At 62.1% G+C, this 22459-nt stretch carries 18 protein-coding genes; 6 read left to right on the top strand and 12 right to left on the bottom strand.

Going from position 1 to position 22459, the window contains the following annotated elements; translation table 11 throughout:
• Positions 1-191 precede the first annotated feature (191 nt).
• On the top strand, positions 192-575 hold the full coding sequence (locus LNV07_RS03165) for a hypothetical protein (RefSeq protein ID WP_263569697.1): 384 nt from the start codon (positions 192-194) through the stop codon (positions 573-575).
• A gap of 3 nt (positions 576-578) precedes the next feature.
• Here the strand turns inward: LNV07_RS03165 and LNV07_RS03170 are convergent, their stop codons facing one another.
• The gene (locus tag LNV07_RS03170) at positions 579-983 is read right to left on the bottom strand and encodes a YchJ family protein (RefSeq protein ID WP_263569698.1); all 405 of its coding nucleotides are present in this window, start codon (positions 981-983) and stop codon (positions 579-581) included.
• Between the two features lie 57 nt (positions 984-1040).
• On the opposite strand from LNV07_RS03170, the gene LNV07_RS03175 reads away from it, so the two are divergent.
• Positions 1041-3461 carry a UvrD-helicase domain-containing protein gene (locus LNV07_RS03175; RefSeq protein WP_263569699.1) on the top strand — a complete coding sequence of 807 codons (2421 nt, stop codon included), beginning with the start codon at positions 1041-1043 and terminating at the stop codon, positions 3459-3461.
• 72 nt (positions 3462-3533) lie between these two features.
• Here LNV07_RS03175 and LNV07_RS03180 read toward each other — a convergent pair whose 3' ends face one another.
• Complete coding sequence (locus LNV07_RS03180; RefSeq protein WP_263569700.1) at positions 3534-5504, bottom strand: PhoX family protein; 1971 nt, start codon at positions 5502-5504, stop codon at positions 3534-3536.
• 311 nt (positions 5505-5815) lie between these two features.
• Between LNV07_RS03180 and LNV07_RS03185 the strand changes: the two genes are divergently transcribed.
• The gene (locus tag LNV07_RS03185; RefSeq protein ID WP_263569701.1) at positions 5816-8020 is read left to right on the top strand and encodes a carboxy terminal-processing peptidase; all 2205 of its coding nucleotides are present in this window, start codon (positions 5816-5818) and stop codon (positions 8018-8020) included.
• A gap of 32 nt (positions 8021-8052) precedes the next feature.
• Here LNV07_RS03185 and LNV07_RS03190 read toward each other — a convergent pair whose 3' ends face one another.
• The 3 genes from LNV07_RS03190 to LNV07_RS03200 all read right to left on the bottom strand — a co-directional run bounded on the left by LNV07_RS03190 (position 8053) and on the right by LNV07_RS03200 (position 10282).
• Positions 8053-8868 carry a BPSS1780 family membrane protein gene (locus LNV07_RS03190; RefSeq protein ID WP_263569702.1) on the bottom strand — a complete coding sequence of 272 codons (816 nt, stop codon included), beginning with the start codon at positions 8866-8868 and terminating at the stop codon, positions 8053-8055.
• Between the two features lie 28 nt (positions 8869-8896).
• On the bottom strand, positions 8897-9871 hold the full coding sequence (locus LNV07_RS03195; protein WP_263569703.1) for a homoserine kinase: 975 nt from the start codon (positions 9869-9871) through the stop codon (positions 8897-8899).
• Positions 9872-9937: 66 nt separating this feature from the next.
• The gene (locus LNV07_RS03200) at positions 9938-10282 is read right to left on the bottom strand and encodes a hypothetical protein (RefSeq protein ID WP_263569704.1); all 345 of its coding nucleotides are present in this window, start codon (positions 10280-10282) and stop codon (positions 9938-9940) included.
• 45 nt (positions 10283-10327) lie between these two features.
• On the opposite strand from LNV07_RS03200, the gene polA reads away from it, so the two are divergent.
• Positions 10328-13096 (top strand): DNA polymerase I, encoded by a 2769-nt coding sequence (polA, locus tag LNV07_RS03205; RefSeq protein WP_263569705.1) that lies wholly within the window; start codon positions 10328-10330, stop codon positions 13094-13096.
• A 97-nt stretch (positions 13097-13193) separates the two neighbouring features.
• On the opposite strand, the gene LNV07_RS03210 is transcribed toward polA, so the two are convergent.
• Entirely contained in the window at positions 13194-14003 is an 810-nt protein-coding gene (locus LNV07_RS03210; protein ID WP_263569706.1) for a PEP-CTERM sorting domain-containing protein, read from the bottom strand.
• Positions 14004-14427: 424 nt separating this feature from the next.
• Between LNV07_RS03210 and LNV07_RS03215 the strand changes: the two genes are divergently transcribed.
• A complete protein-coding gene (locus tag LNV07_RS03215; RefSeq protein WP_263569707.1) occupies positions 14428-15573 on the top strand; it encodes an erythromycin esterase family protein in 1146 nt (381 codons plus the stop codon).
• 172 nt (positions 15574-15745) lie between these two features.
• Complete coding sequence (locus LNV07_RS03220) at positions 15746-16411, top strand: PEP-CTERM sorting domain-containing protein (protein ID WP_263569708.1); 666 nt, start codon at positions 15746-15748, stop codon at positions 16409-16411.
• A gap of 76 nt (positions 16412-16487) precedes the next feature.
• Here LNV07_RS03220 and LNV07_RS03225 read toward each other — a convergent pair whose 3' ends face one another.
• The 6 genes from LNV07_RS03225 to LNV07_RS03250 form a co-directional block, all read right to left on the bottom strand.
• Positions 16488-17507: a sulfate ABC transporter substrate-binding protein gene (locus LNV07_RS03225; protein WP_263569709.1), complete on the bottom strand. Its 1020-nt coding sequence runs from the start codon at positions 17505-17507 to the stop codon at positions 16488-16490.
• A gap of 99 nt (positions 17508-17606) precedes the next feature.
• Positions 17607-18545: a CysB family HTH-type transcriptional regulator gene (locus LNV07_RS03230; protein ID WP_263569710.1), complete on the bottom strand. Its 939-nt coding sequence runs from the start codon at positions 18543-18545 to the stop codon at positions 17607-17609.
• A gap of 2 nt (positions 18546-18547) precedes the next feature.
• Positions 18548-19612, bottom strand: a complete 1065-nt coding sequence (locus LNV07_RS03235; protein WP_263569711.1) for a sulfate/molybdate ABC transporter ATP-binding protein — start codon at positions 19610-19612, stop codon at positions 18548-18550.
• Positions 19609-20499, bottom strand: coding sequence for a sulfate ABC transporter permease subunit CysW (gene cysW, locus LNV07_RS03240; protein WP_263569712.1), 891 nt, complete (start codon positions 20497-20499; stop codon positions 19609-19611). Before cysW ends, LNV07_RS03235 begins: the two co-directional genes overlap by 4 nt.
• Positions 20499-21377, bottom strand: coding sequence for a sulfate ABC transporter permease subunit CysT (gene cysT, locus LNV07_RS03245; protein ID WP_263569713.1), 879 nt, complete (start codon positions 21375-21377; stop codon positions 20499-20501). The genes cysW and cysT overlap by 1 nt, the downstream gene beginning before the upstream one ends.
• Positions 21378-21384: 7 nt before the next feature.
• Entirely contained in the window at positions 21385-22398 is a 1014-nt protein-coding gene (locus LNV07_RS03250; RefSeq protein WP_263569714.1) for a sulfate ABC transporter substrate-binding protein, read from the bottom strand.
• Positions 22399-22459: the final 61 nt, after the last annotated feature.

The raw sequence follows: 22459 nt of genomic DNA on the forward strand, positions 1-22459 counted from the left end.
ATTGCCGCTGCGAGCCAAGGCTGCTCTATGGAGGTGCGATTTCGCACAGATAAAGCCGATACCCCATTCAGGGGGTATAGCGCGTATAGGTCTGCGCCGAAAGAATGCTGTCACACACCGCACGCATCATGCAGGCTGTGTGTGAAAGAAGTGTTTGAACCAAGTATCGCAAAGCATCTGGAGTCGTCGTCATGCCTATCACCTTCCGCGTTGGATATCGCTCGCCCTTGGTCAGCACTGTGGCTTGGCTCTTGATGTCGCTGGGCTTGTTTGGCCTGGGTTTGACGGGCTATTTGTTGGGTCATACGAGTGGCTTTGCAGCTGCTGGCCAGGCGCTGTTGCTGTTGGCTTCGGCTGCATCGATCGCTGCAGGACAAGGGCTGTTCCGCCGCCTTGAATGGGCGCGCCGCCTGAGCTTGGGCTTGCTGGCGCTGATTTTGTTCGCGCTGCCGGTGCTGCCTTGGGTGGCAGGCTCACCTGTCATGCTCGGTCTGGCTTGTTTGGCCGCAAGTGCGGCTCTGCTGTGGTCCTTGCGCGAACTCAATACGATGCTGGTGCGTCAGGAATTTGCCTGATCGTCAAGAGACTTCACCGTCGAGATACAGCCAGGCGCCACCCAGTCGCTCGAAGCGGCTGATTTCGGTCAAGCTGTAGGCCCGGCCGCCCAGCTTGCTGCGGGCCACGAATTCCACCAAAGCATGTTCGGCATCTTGCCGGACATGCTTTTTTACTTGCAGCCCCAACCATTTCAGGCCCGGCTCGTTCGGCGCCAGCGTCGCGGGCCTTGTGCTCGGGTGCCAAGTCGCCCGCAGATAGTCCAGCAGGTCCAGCACATAGGCGCTGTAACGCGAGCGCATCAGCGCCTCGGCGTCGGGTGCAATCAGCTCCGCCGTATCGGCAAAGTGTTGATGGATGCGGCCGCAACATTGCCCATATGGCAACTGCTTGTGTCCGCAAGGGCAAAGGGTTTGGGTGTCAATCATGGCGACCCGCATCATGCCGCAAGTCCGGGTTCCTGCGGCCCTCTCTAAAATGCCCGCATGAACCTGCCCCCGCAAGACGATTTCTTCGCCCCTCCTGTTGCTCCCGCTGCTGACAACACCGGCCTGTTGAAGAACCTCAACCCCGAGCAATATGCGGCCGTCACCGCCCCGGCCGAGCCCTGCTTGATCCTGGCCGGCGCCGGCTCGGGCAAGACCCGGGTGCTGACCACCCGCATCGCCTGGCTGATGCAAACGGGCCAGGTCACCCCCGCCGGCGTGATGGCGGTGACCTTCACCAACAAGGCCTCGAAAGAGATGCTGACGAGATTGACCGCGATGCTGCCGGTCAATGTGCGCGGTATGTGGATTGGCACCTTCCACGGTCTGTGCAATCGCTTCTTGCGCGCGCATTGGAAGTTAGCGGGCCTGCCGCAGGGCTTCCAGATTCTCGACAGCGCCGACACCGTCTCGGCCATCAAGCGGGTGATACGCGCGATGAAGCTGGACGAGGAGCGCTTTGTGCCCAAGCAGGTCGGCTGGTTCATCGCCGGTGCCAAAGAGGATGCCAAGCGCCCGGGCGATATCGAGCCGATCGACGAGCAAACCAAGACGCTGATTGCGATCTACCAGGCCTATGAAGACCAATGCCAGCGCGAGGGCGTGGTCGATTTTGCCGAGTTGATGCTGCGCTCTTATGAGTTGATGAAGAGCAACTTGGCGATCCGAGAGCATTACCAGCGGCGCTTCCAGCATTTGCTGGTGGACGAGTTCCAGGATACCAACAAGCTGCAATACGCGTGGCTGAAGATGTTCGCGCCGCCCGGCAAGGGGCAGGGCGTGATCGCAGTCGGCGACGATGACCAGAGCATTTACGCATTTCGCGGGGCGCGGGTCGGCAATATGGCCGATTTCGAGCGCGAGTACCGGGTCAAGAAAGTCATCAAGCTGGAGCAAAACTACCGCAGCTTCTCCAACATCCTCGACTCCGCCAATGAGCTGATCAGCCGCAACAGCAAGCGCCTGGGCAAGACCTTGCGCACCGACGCCGGCCCCGGCGAGCCGGTGCGCGTTTACGAGGCGGCGAGCGACTTTGCCGAGGCGCAATGGCTGATCGAGGAGGCGCAGGCGCTGCACCGCCAAGGCGTGGACCGCAAGGAAATCGCCGTGCTCTACCGCAGCAACGCGCAGTCACGGGTGATCGAGTCGGCGCTCTTCAATGCCGGCATTCCTTACCGCGTTTACGGCGGCCTGCGCTTCTTCGAGCGCGCCGAGGTCAAGCATGCGCTGTCCTATTTGCGCCTGCTCGAGAACGCCAATGACGACACCAGCTTTTTGCGCGTGGTCAATTTCCCGACCCGTGGCATCGGCGCACGGGCGATCGAGTTGCTGCAGGATGCGGCGCGTCTGTCGGGCCGCAGCCTTTATCAAAGCGTGGGCGCGGTGGCTGGCAAGGCGGGCAGCAATCTGCAGGCCTTCACGCAGTTGATCGACTCGACCCGCAATCTGACGCAAGGCCTGACCCTGCGCGAGATCATCGAGCAGATCCTGGAAATCTCCGGCCTGTCCGAGTTCTACCGCAATGACAAGGACGGTGCCGACCGACTGGAGAACTTGGGCGAATTGATCAACGCGGCCGAGGCCTTCGTCACGCAAGAGGGCTTCGGCAAGGACGCGGTGGCTTTGCCGGTCGATGAGCTGTCGCCGGGCGCCATCTCGGAAGGGTTTCCAACGGCGGTGGCACCGGCGAATTTCACACCCGATGCCGAAACCGGCGAGATCATGTCGCCCTTGGCGGCCTTCTTGACGCACGCCTCGCTGGAGGCCGGCGACAACCAGGCGCAGGCCGGCCAAGACGCCGTGCAGCTGATGACGGTGCATTCCAGCAAGGGCCTGGAGTTCGATGCGGTCTTCATCACCGGCCTGGAAGAGGGGCTGTTCCCGCATGAGAACTCGGCCTCGGACCCCGACGGGCTGGAGGAAGAGCGCCGGCTGATGTATGTGGCGATCACGCGGGCGCGCCAGCGCCTGTATCTATGCTTCAGCCAGACGCGGATGTTGCACGGCCAGACCCGCTACAACGTCAAGAGCCGCTTCTTTGACGAGTTACCCGAGGGTGCGCTGAAATGGCTGACGCCGCCGCGCCAGGCTTTTGGCTCGGGCTTTGCCAAGGAATACCAAAGCGCCTGGGAGCGCGGCTCGGGCTTGAGTTCCATGGTCGGCGCCGGCCGCATCGAGAGCAAGCCCGCTTATGCCGAGCCGCCGGTGCCGCGCACGATGAAGCAGTCTGCCGCTGCCAAGGTGGCGGCCGAACATGGCGGCCTGAAGGTCGGCAAGGGCGTTTTCCACACCAAGTTCGGTGAGGGCGTCTTGCTAACGCTGGAAGGCAGCGGCGCCGATGCCCGCGCGCAGGTCAACTTCGGCCGCCACGGCATGAAGTGGTTGGCGCTGTCGGTGGCGAAGCTGACACCAATAGATTAAGACCTTGGTGCTTGCGCGACCAAGGTCTTAGGGTCAGTCAAAAAATGCCGCATTGCTGCGGCCTATCGGTGATCAGAGCTTGTTCAGCTTGATGCTGGTCGCTTCGGCCGTCAGGTAGCCTACAGCGGCGCTGTAGGCATCCGAATTCAAGCGATTTTTGTAGTTGGCCCGCACCAGGGGGTCCAGCGTTGCTTGTACCTTGCCATGCAGGCTGGCGTTCCAGTCGCCCGGATGCTGGAAGTTGCTGGTGATATAGGTCCAGCCATTCAGATCGTCCACCACGCCCAGGCCGGTGGCTTCGGCACCCGAAGGCATGGACATCAGGCGCGACAACTTCTTGGTGTCGACGTTATAGGCCCAGACAAAGTTGTTGACGTGGTAGCCGCTGTCTTCACCGATGAACAGGGTGCGCAGCTTTTCGGAGAACTTCAGGTTGTCCGGCGCGCCGATCTTGTCGGGGTTGGCCAGATTGCCCAGCGCGTCGGCGGCAATGTCCTCGCCCACCAGCAAGGCCTTGGTTAGCGAAGGCACCCATTCGCTATTGATGGCCGTGCCGGCAGCGTCCTTCTGGCCGGCGCTGAGCGTATGGGCCAGAACAGCGCCGGCATTGACGGCTTTGTCGATCACGATGCCGTAGTCGGGGTTGTTGGCCGCATGGCCCTTGACCATCGAGCTCTGCATATTCTGCAAGGCCGAATAAGCGATCTTGTCCTTGGCGTTGACCGTCGTGCCTTCCATCTTGGTGAAGCCCATGCTGCCGCCCTTGAGTGCGGCGTAGCGATGGGTTTCCAGGAAAGCGGCGGCCTTATCCATGCCGGGTTTGACCTTGATCCACTGGATCTTGCCGCCCAGATAGATCTTGCCGAAGCTGGCGTCCTTGGGGTCGGCCGTGGCAACTTCCATGATGTCGGCCGGCTTCAAGGTATCGGCGAGCTTTTGAATTTCGGCGCTGGTGGCCGAGCCAAGCTTGACCCAGCTTAAAGCCGCGCCGGCGGCTGCCGGGTCAATCGAGAAGCCCGCGCCGACCTTGGCCACATACAAGCTGCCGGCCGAGAGATCGGCTTCCTTGTCGGCGACGAACATGAAGAAGCCGCCATTGGTGGCGTCATCACCCATCAGCGCGGTGCGCTTGTCGGGCATCATTTCGATCAATTCATGGGAAATGCGGCCCATGCAGTAATGCTTCTTGATCGAACCGGTGCCGTCTGGGTTGACTGTCACTTCGGGCATATGGCCATAGTGATAGGGGTTGGCCTTGGTCTCGTCGCCGAACAGGTTTTTGCTGAAGGCCTTGAACATCGAGTTGGAGGCGATGCCGAAGGCGTCGGGCTCATACTCTTCGCTGGACAGATGGGTGCCCCAAGGCGACAGGCTGGAGCCGCAGGTGATCCACAGGCCATGGGCCGAGGAGGTATCGACGTTGTGGTACTTCACCAGGCTCAGCTTGCCGTTGGCCTGGTCTTGATCCAGCGTCAGCACGGCAATCGGCGAGGGCAGCTTGCCGTACATATCGGTCTTGCCGTCCGCCGCCCAGGTGGTGTACTCGAACTGCACCACGGCGAACACGGCCTTGCCTTTGATGCCGGGGACGGTCGGGTTGGGCAGGCTCAAGAGCGAGGTGCCGTCCGGCGAGTCGGAGAAGAACTGGCGCTCTTTGCCGGCGACGGTGCTGTCGATGATGGGCTTGTTGTTGATGTCGAAGTAGGCGCCGGCGAGCACGGTCTTGCCGCTGCCATCGGCCACTTGATCGCCGGTCAGGAAGAAGGGCGCGTAGGCCAGTTTGAAGGTTTGGGTGCTGCTGTTGCTGAGCGCGACTTCCAGCGTGGAAGCCACGCTGGTGGTGGCCATCGCGGCCGCATTGCTCAGGCTGGGTGCAGCCATCGAGTTGAAGGTGGCGGAGAGCATGTTCACGACCGGCTCGTCATCGCCGCCGCCGCAAGCGCTCAAGAGGCTGGCGGCTCCGACACCGCTCAGAGGCAACATCATGGGCAGTCCCAGGAATTTAATGGCTTGGCGGCGGGTGGGTAGGGTAGGAGTCGACATAGGTGCGGCTGATGAATTGGAAAGTTTGCCCGGCATCGATGTGATGCAAGGCCACGGGCCGAGGGGCGCATGCTTGGTGCAAACCCTTGGCTAATGCAGGCTCGCAATGTAGGCGCGGCATATGTCATGGCGATGACTGTTCTTGTGCAAGTCTGTGGTTTGCTGGCGGGTTTAGGTCGACTCGCTCAAACCAGGCGGCCGCAGAAGGCCGCTCTATTAATCTTGGCCTAATGCCAATCGGTTAAGCTGATTCAATGCCTGTAGTGACCTTGCCGGGAGCAAGGGGCGATATTGAATTTTGGAGATGCCGTATGAAGAAGAAGTCTTTTGTGTTTTTGCTCTCGCTCGGCCTTGCGCTAACAAGCTTTGCCGCCGTGCCCGAGGCACCGGCGCTGCTCAAGCCGCTGCCGCAGCAGGCGCAGGCGGCGATCATGTCGGCACAGATCTTGACTCGCCATCACTACAAGGCGGAGCCCTTGGATGATGCGATGTCGGAGAAGATCTTCGACCGTTATCTGAAGTCTCTGGATCCCGAAAAACTGTTCTTCCTGCAATCGGATGTCGACCAGTTCGCCGCTGCCCGCAGCAAGATGGACGATGCGATCGGCACGCAGGACTTGGCGACCCCCTTCGCGATGTTCAACCTCTACCAAAAGCGCGCCCAGGAACGCATGTTGTATGCGCGTGAGTTGTTGGACGGAAGCTTTGACTTCAGCGAAAAAGAGAGCTATCGCTTCTCGCGCGAGAAGGAGCCCTGGATCAAGACCGAGCGCGAAATACGCGATCTTTGGCGCCAGCGGGTCAAGAACGATTGGCTGCGTTTGAAGCTGGCCGGCAGTTCCGACAAGGTGATCAAGACCACGCTGACCAAGCGTTATGACAATTCGCTCTCAAGGATGAATAAGCTGAAGAGCGAGGATGTGTTTCAGCTCTTCATGAATGCCTATGCGATGTCGGTCGAGCCGCATACCAACTACCTCGGCCCCAGGGCGAGCGAGGCCTTTGATATTTCGATGCGTCTGTCTTTGGTCGGCATTGGCGCGGTCTTGCAAGAGCGTGATGAGCTAATCACGATCCGTGAGTTGGTGCCCGGGGGGCCGGCGGCGCGCTCAGGCAAGCTCAAGGTCGGCGACCGCATCGTCGGCGTTGGACAAGGGGCGGATGCGACGCCCATCGATGTGGTCGGCTGGCGCTTGGACGATGCGGTCGATCTGATCCGGGGCAAGAAAGACACCGTCGTGGTGCTCAATATCTTGCCTGCCAACGCCGGCCCTGACGGCAAGCCGCAAGTGCTGTCCCTGGTGCGCAACAAGATTTCCATGGAGCAGCAGTCGGCCAAGAAGTCCATCTTGGAGATCAAGCAGGCCGCGACCACCAGGCGTATCGGTGTGATCACCTTGCCGACCTTCTATCAAGACTTTGAGGCGCGCGCCAGGGGCGACAAAGAATTCAAGAGCGTGACCCGCGACGTGGCCCGCCTGCTGGCCGAGTTGAAGAAGGACAAGGTCGACGGCGTGATGATCGATCTGCGCGACAACGGCGGCGGGTCGCTGGCCGAGGCGGTCGAGTTGACCAGCCTCTTCATTGGCAAGGGCCCGGTGGTGCAGCAGCGCAATTCCAGTGGCGACGTGCGGGTGGAGAGCGAAGCTCAGGCAACGGCGTCTTGGGAGGGCCCGCTGGGAGTCTTGATCAACCGGGGTTCGGCCTCGGCCTCGGAGATTTTTGCCGCTGCGATTCAGGATTACGGCCGCGGCATCATCGTCGGCGAGGCAAGCTTTGGCAAAGGCACCGTGCAGACCATGGTTAACCTCGACAAGATGGATCGCACGCCCAAATTGACCAATGCCGACAAACCCAAATTTGGCGAATTGAAGATGACCGTGGCGCAGTTCTTCCGCGTCAATGGTGGCACCACGCAGCTGCGCGGCGTTAGCCCCGACATCGGCCTGGCGAGTTTCTCGGACAGCGAGAGTTTTGGCGAATCGAGTTTCGACAATGCCTTGCCTTGGGTGCAGATCAAGCCGGCCAACTATCAGGTCTTGGGTGACATGAAGGAGTTGCTGCCGCTGCTGCAGATTCGGCATGAACACCGCATCGCCAAGGACCGTGACTACCAACTCTTGCTCGAAGACATCAAAGACTTCGAGGTGCAGCGCAAGGTCAAGCTGGTGTCTCTGAACGAGACCGAGCGTCGGGCTGAGCGTGATGCGCGCAGCTTGAAGACCAAGGAGCGCGAGGCCGCGCGGCTTGCCGACAAGGGCAAGGGCGACAAAAAGACCGGCAAGGCCGAGGCTGCCGCCGCCAAACTAGCCGCTCAGGACGATGGTTTACAGGCTAATGAGCGCAGCCTGGCGGATGAGTTGGCGGCCGAGAAGGCTCGCAAAGACACCCGCGATGTCTTGCTGGACGAGGCCGCACATATCCTGGGCGACGCGGTCGACCTGCTGCAAAGCAATCTCAAGCTGGCCGATCAGGTGGCGCCCGGCTTGGCGCGCAAGATCCGGTCGCCGCAGTGAATGTGATGCGCTAAACCAGGGGCGTCAGCGCCTCAAGCTTTGTCGCTCAAGATGTCTTTGGGCGCGCCAAACATGAAGCAGTCGATGAAGGTGAAGTAGAGCGAGGCGTAGAAGACCGTGGTCATCAACAAGCCCAGCGGCATCACCAGCAAGGGCAGCATTTGGCCCAGGCCCAGCAAGGTGGCCAGCAGGCTGGCGGCAACGCCCACGCCAATCACCAAGGCGGCCCAAAGCAGGCCGTTATAGGCGAAGGCGGCACGATTGCGCCAAAGCCCCAGGGTGCTGGAGAACAGCGCCTGCAGTACGCCTTGGCCGCCCCAGTGGATCAAGGCCGGTGCGTGCCAAAACGGCACCGACAGCAGGCCGGCCAAACCAAGCCGCGTCACGGCACCCCAGAACAGGCGCGGGTCGGATGCGGCCTCGGCGACCTTGTCGGGCGCGGCGTTCTCCAGTATCAAGCGCTGCATGGTCTCGAAGCTGCCCCCGTCTATCCATTCGGACAAAAGACCAATGGCGATGGTGGCCAGCGCGTAGCAAGCGCCCAGCAGCAACTGGCTGTTGCGCCGCTGCGGCGTCAGCTTCAGCGGCGCCACGAAGACGGCCGCCGTCGGCGTTTGATCTTGCAAGACCAGATGGGTGGCGAGCATGAAGCCCAGCGACAGCAAGGGCATCGCCATCAGCAGCAGCATCACGCCGACTCCGGGCAGCAGCAGCATGGCAAGGCCAATGAAGAGAAAGACCGACAGCAGGCCGGCCATTGCCAATGGCTTGCGCCGAAAGACCTTCAGGCCATGGCGGATCCAGAGCAGCCCATTGCGGGCGGGCACGGTTTGCAGATGCAGCAACATGGGCGAGGTTGGGTTCAAGTCTTGGCGCTCACAAAGAAATCAAGGCATGCCAGGGGCGCGCAATGCGCTCCCGCAGCACCCGCTCGAAATGGCCGGGGTCATGGGGTTTGAGCAGGGCGGCGTCGCGCGGCAGGTAAACGTCCCACAGGCGTGAGATCCAGAAGCGCAGGGCGGCGGCGCGCAGCATCGCCGGCATCAAGCGATGCTCCACCCCGCTCATCGGTCGTACCGACTCATAGGCGCGCACAAAGGCCTCGGCGCGGGCCTCATCGAGGCGGCCGCTGGCGTGGTCTATGCACCAGTCGTTCAGGCAAATGGCGAGGTCAAACAACCAGTTGTCGACGCCGGCGAAATAGAAATCGAAGCAGCCGCTCAGGCGCTCGCGGCCCGGCAGGCCTTCGAACATGACGTTATCTCTGAACAAGTCGGCGTGAATGGGGCCGCGCGGCAACTCGGCATAGCTGGCCGAAGCGGCCAGATGGACCTGAAAGTCCAGTTCTGCCGTGATCAGTTCGGCCTGTGCCGGATTCAAGAAGGGCAAGATCACCGGGACGGTCTCGCTCCACCAACTCAGGCCGCGCAGATTGTCCAGGTGCAGCGGGAAGTCTTGCGCCGCCAGGTGCATGCGCGCCAACTCGGCACCCACCTGCTCGCAATGGAACAGGTCGGGCGCGAGTTGATGGCCGCCGCGCAGCTTGTTGACGACCGCCGCCGGCTTGCATTGCAGTTCGAACAGAATCTGCCCGTCGGCATCGGCCTGCGGGTCCGGCACGGCCAGCCCGCGCTTGGCCAGATGCTTCATCAATTGCAGATAAAACGGCAGTTGCTCGAAGCTCAGGCGCTCGAACACCGTCAAGACATACTCGCCGATCTCCGTGGTCAGAAAGTAGTTGGTGTTTTCGATGCCGGCGCTGATGCCGCGCAGACTTTGCACTGGACCCAAACTCAGGCGAGTGGCGAGCGCTTGCGCCTCGCTCAGGGTGACTTCGGTGAATACGGCCATATCAACAGCTAAGGGGAGGAGAGCCAAGGCACCGGGGCTAGCTGCTTGCTAGGGCCCGCAGTTGGGTCAGAAATTCAGCACGCTCCACACGCGCCGTCCTGCTGCGGCTCGTGTCGTGCCGGCGCCGGGTGAAAGGTCGCGACTGCCGTCGCCCATGATGATTTCGTAGCTGGGTAGTTTGCTGTTTTTGGGCTGGACCGTGACCTTCTGGGTCTGGCCGCGCACGCGCAGTTCTTCGATGCGGGTGCTGTCATCCTCGATCACCGAATCGACCACCTTGGCGTCGGCCACGGTCTGGGTAGACCCGGCAGACTCGGCAACTTCCGCCGCAAACGCAGTTGGGGTGGCAAAAGCCGCCAGCAACAGGGCCAAGAGCGCCGTAGGGCGGTGAGTGATGAGGGTGCGTGACATGGCGCCATTCTATGTCGGCCGGCATTTTCGAATTGCTGCACGACAATGCCGCCCATGAGCAAACCCATCATGTTGCTGGTCGACGGTTCCAGCTATCTTTACCGTGCCTATCACGCCATGCCCGATCTGCGCGGCCCCGGCGGCGTGCCCACCGGTGCCGTGCACGGCATGGTGGCGATGATGAAGCGCCTGCGCGAGCAGATCGCCGCCGAACATGCGGTCTGCGTCTTCGATGCCAAGGGCCCGACCTTCCGCGATGCCTGGTACCCCGAGTACAAGGCACAGCGCGCACCGATGCCCGATGCCTTGCGCGAGCAGATCGCGCCGATTCACGAGGTGGTGGCGCTCCTGGGTTGGCCGATTCTGGAGGTGCCCGGCATCGAGGCCGATGACGCGATCGGCACGTTGGCCCGCGTGGCCGCCGCTGCTGGGCATGCGGTGGTGGTGTCGACCGGCGACAAGGACCTCGCACAGTTGGTCACCGATGATGTCACGCTCATCAATACGATGAGCAACGAGAGCTTGGACATCGCCGGTGTCATCGCCAAGTTCGGCGTGCCGCCCGATCGCATCATTGACTATCTGACCTTGATGGGCGACACCGTCGACAACGTGCCCGGCGTCGAGAAGGTCGGCCCCAAGACGGCGGCCAAGTGGATTGCCGAATATGGCTCGCTCGACGGCGTGATTGCCAGCGCCGACAAGATCAAGGGCGCCGCCGGTGAGAACCTGCGCAAGGCCTTGGACTGGTTGCCGACGGCGCGCCGTCTGGTCACCGTGGTGCAGGACTGCGACCTCGACGGCCATGTGCCTCAATGGCCCAGCCTGGACGCGCTGGCGCTGCGGCCGGTCGATCAAGAAGGCCTGCAGGCCTTCTATCAACGTAATGGCTTCAAGACCTGGTTGAAGGAGTTGGGCGGCGGCGGTAAAGCAGCCGCGCCGGTCAGCGAGGACATGTTCGCCGCGCCCGCCGATTCGACCGCGCCTGCGGCCGCGCCGGACGACTCGCCGCGCCATTACGACACCATCCTCGATTGGGCCTTGTTCGATCAATGGTTCACCAAGCTGAGCGCCGCGCCGCTGGTGGCGCTGGACACCGAGACCGACTCGCTCGACCCGATGCGGGCCAAGATCGTCGGCATCTCCTTTGCCGTCAAGGCCGGCGAGGCGGCCTATATCCCGCTGCGCCATGACGGGCCGGACGCGCCCGTCCAACTCCCGATTGACGAGGTGCTGGCCAGGCTCAAGCCCTGGTTGGAAGATGCCACGGCTGCCAAACTGGGGCAAAACCTCAAGTACGACACCCATGTGTTCGCCAACCACGGCATCGCGCTGCGCGGCGTTCAACATGACACCATGTTGCAGAGTTATGTGCTGGAAGCGCACAAGAGCCATGGCCTGGGCGCCTTGGGCGAGCGCCACCTCGGCCGTGCGGGACTCAGTTACGAAGACTTGTGCGGCAAGGGCGTGCATCAGATCCCGTTTGCGCAGGTCGATGTGGCCCGCGCCGCCCAATATTCGGGCGAAGACTCGGAGATGTGCGTGGCCTTGCATCAGCAGCTGTGGCCGCAGATCGAGGCCGACGCCGGCCTGACCCGCGTCTACCGCGACATCGAAATGCCGACCAGCGCCTTGCTGGCGCGCATCGAGCGTATTGGCGTGTTGATCGATGCGCCGCGCCTGCAGGCGCAAAGCCATGAATTGGGTCAGCGCCTGCTGGCGCTGGAGCAAGAGGCTTATGAGATCGCGGGTCAGCCCTTCAATCTCGGTAGCCCCAAGCAGATTGGTGAAATCCTGTTCACCAAGCTCGGCCTGCCCGTCGTCAAAAAGACCGCCACCGGCGCACCCAGCACCGATGAAGAGGTGTTGGAAAAGCTCTCGCTCGACTACCCGCTGCCGGCCAAAATTCTGGAAACCCGCGGCCTGGCCAAGCTCAAGAGCACGTACACCGATAAATTGCCCTTGATGATCAACCCGGCCACCGGCCGCGTGCACACCAACTATGCGCAGGCGGTCGCGGTGACCGGGCGCTTGTCGAGCAATGAGCCGAATCTGCAGAACATCCCCATCCGCACGGCGGAAGGGCGGCGCGTGCGCGAGGCCTTTGTGGCGCCGCCTGGCCATCTGATTGTCAGCGCCGACTACTCGCAGATCGAGTTGCGCATCATGGCCCATATCAGCGAAGACCCGGGCCTCTTGCGCGCCTTTGGCGAGGGTGTGGATGTGCACAAGGCCACCGCATCCGAGGTCTTCAACACGCCGTTGGCGGAGGTCACGACCGAGCAGCGCCGCTACGCCAAGACCATCAATTTCGGCCTGATCTATGGCATGGGCGCCTTCGGCCTGGCTCAGTCCTTGGGCATCGAGCAAAAGGCTGCGCGCGACTACATCGATCTCTACTTCAACCGCTTCGCCGGCGTGAAGCACTATATGGACAGCACCAAGGCCCGCGCCGCCGAGCTGGGCTATGTGGAGACCTTGTTCGGTCGCCGCATCTATCTGCCCGAGATCAAGGGCGGCAATGGCCCGCGCAAGGCCGGGGCCGAGCGGCAGTCCATCAATGCGCCGATGCAGGGCACGGCGGCCGATTTGATCAAGCTGGCGATGATCGCGGTCCAGGCGGCGCTGGACGAGCAGGGCAAGGCCACCCGCATCGTGATGCAGGTGCATGACGAACTGGTGTTCGAGGTGCCGGAGGCCGAGCTGGATTGGGTCAAGGCCGAGGTGCCGCGCCTGATGGCCGGCGTGGCCGCTTTAAAGGTGCCGCTCCTGGCCGAGGTGGGCGTGGGCGCGAACTGGGATCAGGCGCATTGAAGGCTGCGGCGGCTTGAATGCAAAAAGCCCGTTCAGGCGCTGGGCTTGAACGGGCTTGTTCGATATTGGCCTGATGGAGGCCAACTGCCAACTGCAGTTACTTTGCAGCGGCCTTGCGACGACGGCTGGCGAAGAAAGCGCCGCCGAGGGCCAGGGGCAGCAGGGCCAGGGTGGTTGGCTCGGGGATCACCGATGTGTCTGCGCTTGCGCCGAACTTGCCGGCATTGGTGAAGGACAGATCAAACAAAGAATAGTCCTTTGTTTTGTCGTAGTCACCGTTCTTGCCGGTACTGTGCCCAGTGCCGTCAAACGCGCCATTTTTGACCTTGAACAAACCGGTCAACTTGATCGATTCCAGGGCCGCACCGTGATAAAGGCCGTAAGTGACACCGGGATAGACAGCGCCGGGGAATTGGTCGTGCTTATCACCAATACCTGTGGTCAGTTCGGTTCCATTCAAGGCGATGTCGAAGAGGTCAAGGTCGATGGCGGGTGACCTTTGCTTGTCCTGAACGGTCAGCTTGATGTCCCTAAAGCCTTTTTTCGCCATGTCAGGGTTGACGATGCTGATGACACCTGCAGGTGAATAGATCGAAGTGCCGCCAGACTTGTAAGTACCGTTGGCATTTGTCAGGATGTCCGAACCCCAGAGGATGTCAAACGAGCTCGTGCCGGTCAGGCCGCTGTAGTTGTAAACGAAGGCAAACTTGCCCTTGCCTTCGCCAAAACCGGTGCCCGCCATATTGGCTTCGCCCTTGTTCAGGCCGTCAAGCAGGTAGGTGGCTTTTTTGTCGCCAACTTTCAGCACGGCGTCTTGCGAGGTCACGACCCCGGCAAAGCTGTTTGCTGCAAACAGAACCATGGCCGCCGCTACGGCGCCGAACTTCAGAACATTACGCTGTGACATTGATCTTTTTCCTTGAATTAGGGGTTGACTCGCCCCCCTTGTCCGGGGTTTGAAGTGCTGGCGCTAGTTTAGGAGAGTCCACCCTAATACCAAATACCCGGAGCGAGGGGGGTGCAAGCCTGATTCGTTCAATTTGACACGCTTGAATGAGGGTCCCTTAGGTAGGGGGTTATCCCCCTTTGTGGGGTTGCCGGTTGTCAAATTCTCTGAATGGGCGCGAATGACGCCATGCTTTGTTCGCGTAAACTGGTATTTTACTGGTGTCTATGTGGGGCTGGCCGCTATGGTGAATGGGATCGGATTTCGTGCCCAGGAGGGACGCAGGGGGCGGCCGAGTCGGCTGGTGGTGCTTGCCTTGTTGATGGCAGAGGCAGCGGTAAGCCCAGCGCCGGCGGCAAGCCTTGCTGGGCTGAAAATCTGGCCCTTGGCGGCGCTGCCACCCGCAGCGGCCAACGCGCCGGACGACTATCGCGACCTGGCGCCCTTTGCCGAGGCGATCGGGCAGGCGCGCATCGTTGCGCTGGGCGAGCAAACGCATGGCGGGCGCGAGGAGTTTCGGCTCAAACTTCGGCTGCTGAAGTTTCTGCACGAAAAGCTTGGCTTCGAGGTCTTGCTGCTGGAGAGCGGCTTTTACGACATCGCCCGGCTGGCCGAGCGCATGGCCGCCGGCGAGCAGCTCGACGAGATGGCGCCCGGCCATGTGTTCTTTATGTATGCCAATTCGGCCGAGGGCCGCGAGATGCTGCGCTATGTGGATGCGCAGCAAACCTCGGCCACGCCGCTAGGTTTGGCCGGCATTGACAGTCAGCACAGCGGCGCGCTCAGTCAGGCCGAGATGCTGCCGCGCCTGCGGGCTTTTTTGCGCCAACGGGGTTCTGACTTGGCCGAGGCCGAGGTCTGGTCGGACTTCGCCGCGCCGCTGGCGCAATTGCTGGCGATGCAGCCTCAAATCCCCGCACCGGCGCTGCGGCTTGCGTTTGAGTGGCGCTCACAAGCAATCCGTGCCGAACTGTGCCCCGCTGCTCCGGTCAAGGGCCGGCCGGAGCCGGCGGAGAGTTGGTGCCAGATCGTCAAAAGCCTGCAATCTCAGGCCGCCAGCGTCTGGAGCGGGGGCAGTGACTACCAACGTGACAACCAGATGGGTGACAACGCGATCTGGCTGATGGAGCGCATGTTTCCGGGCAAGAAGGCGGTGGTCTGGGCCCACACCATTCATGTGGCCAAAGGCTTCAAACGCAGCGAGGCGCAGTTGCAGGCGGGCGAGGTGATGGCGCGGCATTGGGGCGCCGAGGGCTACAAGGTGGTGCAGTTCACGGCGGGCGGTGGCGCGGTGCTGGACTTTGGCGACATGCGGCCGCGGGCCTTGCCGGCATTGTTGCCGGGCAGCTTGGAGCAAGGGTTGGCGGCCTTGGCCGGCGAGAGCCTGATGGTGCAGCCATTTGAGCGGCGCCCCATCACCTTGCCGCAATGGAGCATCGACTATCAAACCGAGCCTCGGGGTCAGTTGGGGCGCAACTGGGATGTCTTGTTCTTTCTGCGCCGGGTCGGCCCGGTCACCATGACGCGCTGAGGGGCTGTAGCGCCTTGGCATGCGGGTTTTCACCTCCATCGAATGGGGGTGTCGGCAATGCGTCCCCAGGGTCTTTACTCTACGGTTTCGTGCTGAATCGTGAGAAATTCACGTCAGCTCAGGGGGAGCCGTTGAGCGCATTGATGTATTTGCCCAGACAAGGAAGTTCGATATGACGAAGACCGTATTCACACGCAAGTCGGTGGCCCTGGCCATTGCCACCGTTGCCGCCATGAGCTTTGGCGCTGCTCAAGCCGACACCCGCGTGGCCAATAGCGTCCCGGTTCCTAAATTGGCCGAGTATGGCGCCTTGAGCGGCGTGGTTGATCTGGCCGCCCCGTCGCCCGCCAGCAGCCTGGTCGTCAATGTGGCCGGCGCCCAAAGCGTGGGTCTGCCAGGGGACGCTGGCAACACGGTGATGAACTTCAATGTGGGCGCCAATTCGACCATTTCTACCGTCGATTGGAACGTCACCTTGGAGGCCTTCGGTCAAAGCTGGTTGGCCGATATGCAGGTCAGCTTCAGCAGCTCGGCTGGCAATGACGGGGTCATCTTCACGCCCAGCACGACATACGCCGCAGGCACCGCCAGCTACACCGGTTCAGCCAACCTGACCGATCTTGGCTTGGCCTTCAATGTGCAAGCCGATGGTATTTTGCGGGTCGAGTTCTCTGAGACCTACAAAGATGGTGCGCCTGGTGTGGCCGACGGTCAGTGGAACAGCGGCAACATCACCTTTGGCGTGACGCAAGCGGTGCCCGAGCCATCGACCTATGGCCTGATGGCCATGGGCCTGATCGTTGTTGGCGGCATTGCGCGCCGCCGCAAGATCGCCTAAATAGCAAGTTCTGCAAGGCTTCAGCCCGCCCGGCCGTTTGGCCCGGCGGGTTTTTTGCTTTCTTTCAGCATGCCGGTCAGCGGCCTTGCCCCGCATAGATCTCGTCAAAGCTGCCGCCATCGGCAAAATGAGTTTTTTGTGCCGCGCACCAACCGCCGAACACGTCGTCCACGGTGATCAGCTTGGTCTGGATGAACTGCTTGGCATATTTGGCCGCCACTTTGGGGTCACGCGGGCGGTAGTAATGCTTGGCGGCAATTTCCTGGCCCTCGGGGCTGTACAGGTATTCAAGGTAGGCCTGCGCCTGCTTGCGTGTGCCGCGCTTGTCGACCACCTTATCGAGCACGGCCACCGGCGGTTCGGCCAGGATGGACAGGGGCGGCGTCACGATCTCGAACTTGTCCGGGCCGAGTTCCTTGACCGCCAGATAGGCTTCGTTTTCCCAGGAGATCAGCACGTCGCCGATGCCGCGTTCGGTAAAGGTGGTCAGCGAGCCGCGTGCGCCCGAGTCCAGTACCTTGGTGTTCGCGTAGATGCGTTTGACAAAGGCTTTGGCACTGTCGGCATTGGCACCGGGTTGCTGCAAGGCATAGCCCCAGGCGGCCAGATAGTTCCAACGTGCGCCGCCCGAAGTCTTGGGGTTGGGCGTGATGACGTCGACGCCTGACCGTGCCAGGTCGGGCCAGTTCGTGATCTTCTTCGGATTGCCTTTGCGGACCAGGAAGACGATGGTCGAGGTGTAGGGCGAGGCGTTGTTGGGCAGGCGTTTTTGCCAGTCTGCGGGCAGCAATTTGGCGTGGTCATGCAGTGCGTCGATGTCATAGGCGAGTGCCAGCGTCACGACATCGGCCTGCAAACCATCGATCACCGAGCGGGCCTGCTTGCCCGAGCCGCCGTGCGATTGCTTGATGCTCAGCGTCTCGCCGGTCTTGCTCTTCCAATGTTTGGCAAAGGCGGCGTTGAAGTCTTGATAGAGCTCACGGGTCGGGTCGTAAGAAACATTGAGCAGGCTGCTTTGCGCATGGGCCGCGCTTGCCGCGCCGAAGGCAATGGCCAATGTGAGGGCCTGGATCAGTTTGCGGGTGAGGATTTTCATGGCGCTTTGATTCGGAGTTAGCTTGAGTTGAAACTGCCGCTACTCTAGACAAGCCGCCGCCGGGCGTGAACCAAGAAAATCTGCTTTGCTTTGCGCAAATTAGCGTGCTGCCGCACCTTCGCCGGCCATCGCCAAGCGCACGCGCGCTTCGTCAAGCGCAGGCGTGCATTCCTGCAAGAATCGATAGGCAAAGCCGCGCAGATATTGGCCTCTTTTCAGCGCGATGCGGGTGGTGTTGGCGGGGAAGAGATGGCCGGCGTCCAGGCTGCGCAGGCCCAGGTCACGCAGCGGCTCAAACGCCATCGCGGCGACGATGCCCACACCGAGGCCGACGCCGACATAGGTCTTGATCACATCGGCATCCAGCGCCGACAGCACGATGTCGGGCGCCAGGCCGGCATCGGCGAAGGCGGCGTCGATGTGAGCGCGCCCCGTATAACCTTCGTGGTAGGTGATCAAGGGATGCTCGGCCAAGGCTTCCAGGGTCAGCGGTGTTTGCTTCAGCAGCGCATGACCTTCGGGCACCACGACCGCATGCTGCCAGTCGTAAAAAGGGAAGCTGACGAGCCCGGATGGGCCGTCCAAGGCCTCGGTGGCGATGCCAATGTCGGCCTCGCCGGCCTGCAGCAGATCGACGATTTCGGCCGGGTTGGCCTGCAGCAGCACCAGGTGCACGCGCGGATACGCGGCCTTGAAGCGCGCGACGACCTGTGGCAGCGCGTAGCGGGCCTGCGTGTGGGTGGTGGCGATGGTCAGCTGGCCCTGCTCGGCATCGGCAAACTGATCGGCCAGGCGCTTGATATTGCCGGCGTCTTGCAGCATGCGCCGCGCTATCACGGCCAACTCGCGGCCCGGCTCGGTCAAGCCGAGCAAGCGCTTGCCATGGCGCACGAACAGCTCGACGCCCAACTCGTCCTCCAGGTCCTTGATGTGTTTGCTGACGCCAGACTGCGAGGTGAACAAGGCGTTCGCCACCTCGGTCAGATTGAATTTCTGCAGCTCGGCCTCGCGGATGATGCGCAGTTGCTGGAAGTTCACTGTCAGATGCCTGCGCCGGACTCGAACAGGCTCAGCCTTGAGGCGCTCAGGTGCACGCGCTGGCCGCTTTGCAACTGCAGCTGAACGGCTTGCTCTCGCGTCAACTCGGCTTCCAGATGCTGGCCGTCCAGGCCGGTCAGCTCGACCCGGGCCGCCGCGCCAAAGCTCAGCACGCGGTCAACCGTGGCGGGCAGGCCGCGTGCGTCGGCCGCCGTCAGAATTTGCAGCTCATGCGGGCGGGCATAGGCTTGAACCTGGCCGACCTTGTCCGTCAATGATTTGCCAAAGCGCAAATGCTGATCGCCCAGGTGGATCACACCACCCTCGGCGCGCCCCTCAAAGCGGTTCACCGCCCCCAGGAAGCCATAGACAAAGGGCGTCGCTGGATGTTCGTAGACTTCTTGCGGCGTGCCGATCTGCTCGACCTTGCCATGGTCCATCAGCACCACGCGGTCGGCCACTTCCAGCGCTTCTTCCTGGTCATGCGTCACGAAGACGCTGGTGATGTGTAACTCATCATGCAGACGGCGCAACCAGCGGCGCAGCTCCTTGCGCACCTTGGCGTCGAGCGCGCCGAAGGGCTCGTCCAAGAGCAGCACGCGCGGCTCCACGGCCAAGGCGCGGGCCAAGGCGATGCGCTGGCGCTGGCCGCCGGAGAGCTGGGGCGGGAAGCGATCAGCCAGCCAATCGAGCTGCACCAGGCTCAGCAATTCATGCACCTTGCGCTTGATTTCGCTCTCGCTCGGCCGCTCTTTGCGTGGCTTGACGCGCAGTCCAAAAGCGACGTTCTCGAACACCGTCATATGGCGGAACAGCGCGTAATGCTGGAACACGAAACCGACTTGGCGCTCGCGCACATGGGTGTCGGACGCATCCTGGCCGTCCAGCAAGACATGGCCACGGTCGGCGGTCTCCAGGCCCGCGATGATGCGCAAGAGCGTCGTCTTGCCGCAGCCGGACGGGCCCAAGAGCGCCACCAGCTCGCCGGTCGGGAAGTCGAGGCTGACGTCACCAAGTGCGGTGAAGCTGCCGAAGGACTTGTGGATGTTTTGAACTTGGATGCTCATGGGGCTTCCTTGACCGTCGAATGGGCGCGCCACTCGACGAATTGTTTGAGAATCAATGTCACCAAGGCCAGCAAGGCCAGGATCGACGCCACCGCAAAGGCGGCCGCAAACTGATATTCGTTGTAGAGAATTTCGACATGCAAGGGCAGGGTGTTGGTCTGGCCACGGATATGGCCAGACACCACCGACACCGCGCCGAACTCACCCATGGCGCGCGCATTGCACAGGATCACGCCGTAGAGCAGCCCCCATTTCACGTTCGGCAGCGTGACGCGCCAGAAGGTCTGCCAGCCGGTCGCACCGAGCACGGTGGCGGCCTCTTCTTCGTCGCGCCCCTGCGCCTGCATCAGCGGGATCAACTCGCGCGCGACAAAGGGGAAGGTCACAAAGATGGTCGCCAGCACAATGCCGGGCACGGCAAAAATGATCTTCGCGTCATGCAGCTGCAGCCATGAGCCGAACCAGCCCTGCGCGCCGAACAGCAGCACATAGACCAGGCCCGCCACCACCGGCGAGACCGAGAAGGGCAGGTCGATGAAGGTGATCAACAGGTGCTTGCCGCGAAAGTCATGTTTGGCAATCGCCCAGGCCGCGCTGACGCCGAAGACCAGATTCAGCGGCACCGCGATGGCCGCGGCGATCAGGGTCAGCTTGAGCGCCGACACCGCGTCGGCCTCGACCAGCGCGGCCAGGTAAACGCCCCAGCCTTTTCGCAAGGCCTCGCTGAAGACGGCCACCAGCGGCATCACCAGAAAGAGCGCGAAAAAGCTCAGGCCCAAGCTCAGCAGCAAATAGCGCACCCACGGCGCTTCGCGCGTAGCGGGGTTGTTTTGATAGCGGCCGCCGCTCTTTTGCGGCACGCCGAGTGCGGAAACGATGCCGGCCATTATTTGCGTCCTTCCTGGCCGTTACGGCGCGAACTCCAAGCCTGCAGGCCATTGATCAGCAAGAGCAGGGTGAAGGAGAAAACCAGCATCACGGCCGCGATCGCGGTGGCGCCGACATAGTCGTATTGCTCCAGCTTGGAGATGATCATCAGCGGCGTGATTTCGCTGACCATGGGCAGGTTGCCGGCGATGAAGATCACCGAGCCGTACTCGCCCACCGCGCGCGCAAAGGCGAGCGCAAAGCCGGTCAACAGTGCCGGCAGCAGCGTCGGCAGGATCACCAGACGGAAGGTCTGCCAGCGATGCGCGCCTAACGATGCAGCCGCTTCTTCCAATTCGGTTTCCATATCCTCCAGCACCGGCTGCACGGTGCGCACGATGAAGGGCAGGCCAATGAAAATCAAGGCCACCAGAATGCCCAGCGGCGTGAACGCGACCTTGATGCCCCAAGGCGCCAGCAGCTGGCCCAGCCAGCCATTGCCCGCATACAGCGCGGTCAGCGCGATGCCGGCCACGGCGGTGGGCAGCGCAAACGGCAGATCAATCAGGGCATCGACGATCTTCTTGCCGAAGAACTCGTAGCGCACCAGGCTCCAGGCCAGGATCAGGCCGAACACCAGATTGATGCTGGCCGCCAGCAAGGACAGGCCAAAGCTGAGCTTGTAGGAGGCCACGACGCGCGGCGCGGTGGCCGCAGCCCAGAACGCGTCGAAGCCATGGCCGGCCGACTTGAGGAAGACCGCCGACAGCGGTATCAACACAATCAGCGACAGATAGAACAGCGTGAAGCCCATGGTCGGGCCGAAGCCGGGCAAGACTCGCCGAGCGCGTCGCTTGGCGCGCTTGGGCAACGAAGAGGGCAGGGCAGAACTGTTCATCTAACGATCAACGCTTGATACCGGCCACGATCTGGTCGTAGGTGCCGCCGTCGGCGAAATGGGTCTTGCTGACCGCTGGCCAGCCACCCAACAACTGATCCACGTTGAACAGTTTGATCGGTGCAAAGCGCTTCTCTTCTCGTTTGAAGACGGCCGCGTCACGGGGGCGGAAGTTGTGTTTGGCGATGATGGCCTGCGCCTCGGGCGTGTAGAGGAAGTCCAGATAGGCCTTGGCGGTGGCCGTCGTGCCCTTTTTGGTCGCGACTTTGTCGACAATCGCGACCGGTGCCTCGGCCTCGATCGAGACGCTCGGGTTGACCACTTCAAACTGGCCCTTGCCGAATTCGTTCTCGATCATTTCGGCCTCGGATTCAAAGGTCAAGAGCACATCGCCGATGCCGCGCTGCGTGAAGGTGGTGGTGGCACCGCGCCCGCCGCCGTCCAGTACCGGCACATTGGCGAAGATTTTGGCCACTTGCTCTCGCGCTTGTGCTTCGGTGCCGCCCTTGGCGATCACCGAGCCCCAGGCGGCCAGATAGCTGTAGCGCCCGTTGCCGGTGACCTTGGGGTTGGGGATGATGACTTGCACGCCGGCGCGGGTCAGATCGGCCCAGTCCTTGATCGCCTTGGGGTTGCCCTTGCGCACGAGGAACAGGATAGTCGAGCTGTAGGGCGCGGCATTGTTGGGAAAGCGCTTGCGCCAGTCGGCCGGCGTCAGGCCCTTCTCGGCCAAGGCGTCCACATCGGTGGCCTGGTTCATCGTCACCACATCGGCCTCCAGGCCGCCGATCACCGATCCGATCTGCTTGCTGGAGCCGCCGTGCGATTGGTTGATGGTCAGCGTCTTGCCGGTCTTGGCCTTGTGCTGGGCAATGAAGGCCGGGTTGATCTCTTTGTACAACTCGCGGCTGACGTCGTAGGAGACATTGAGCAGCGTGTCGGCCGGCGTTTGTGCCAGGGCGGCCGTACTGAAGACGATGGCGCTGGCCAGAACGAAGTGACGGCGATTGATTTTGGACATGGCGGCAAGGGCTTGATTTGCGAAGGTCGCTAGCTTGCCAAGGTTTGCTTATTCTGGAAAC

Origin of the sequence: Roseateles oligotrophus (assembly GCF_025717515.1) — a bacterium.
Lineage (GTDB): Bacteria > Pseudomonadota > Gammaproteobacteria > Burkholderiales > Burkholderiaceae_C > Paucibacter_A > Paucibacter_A oligotrophus.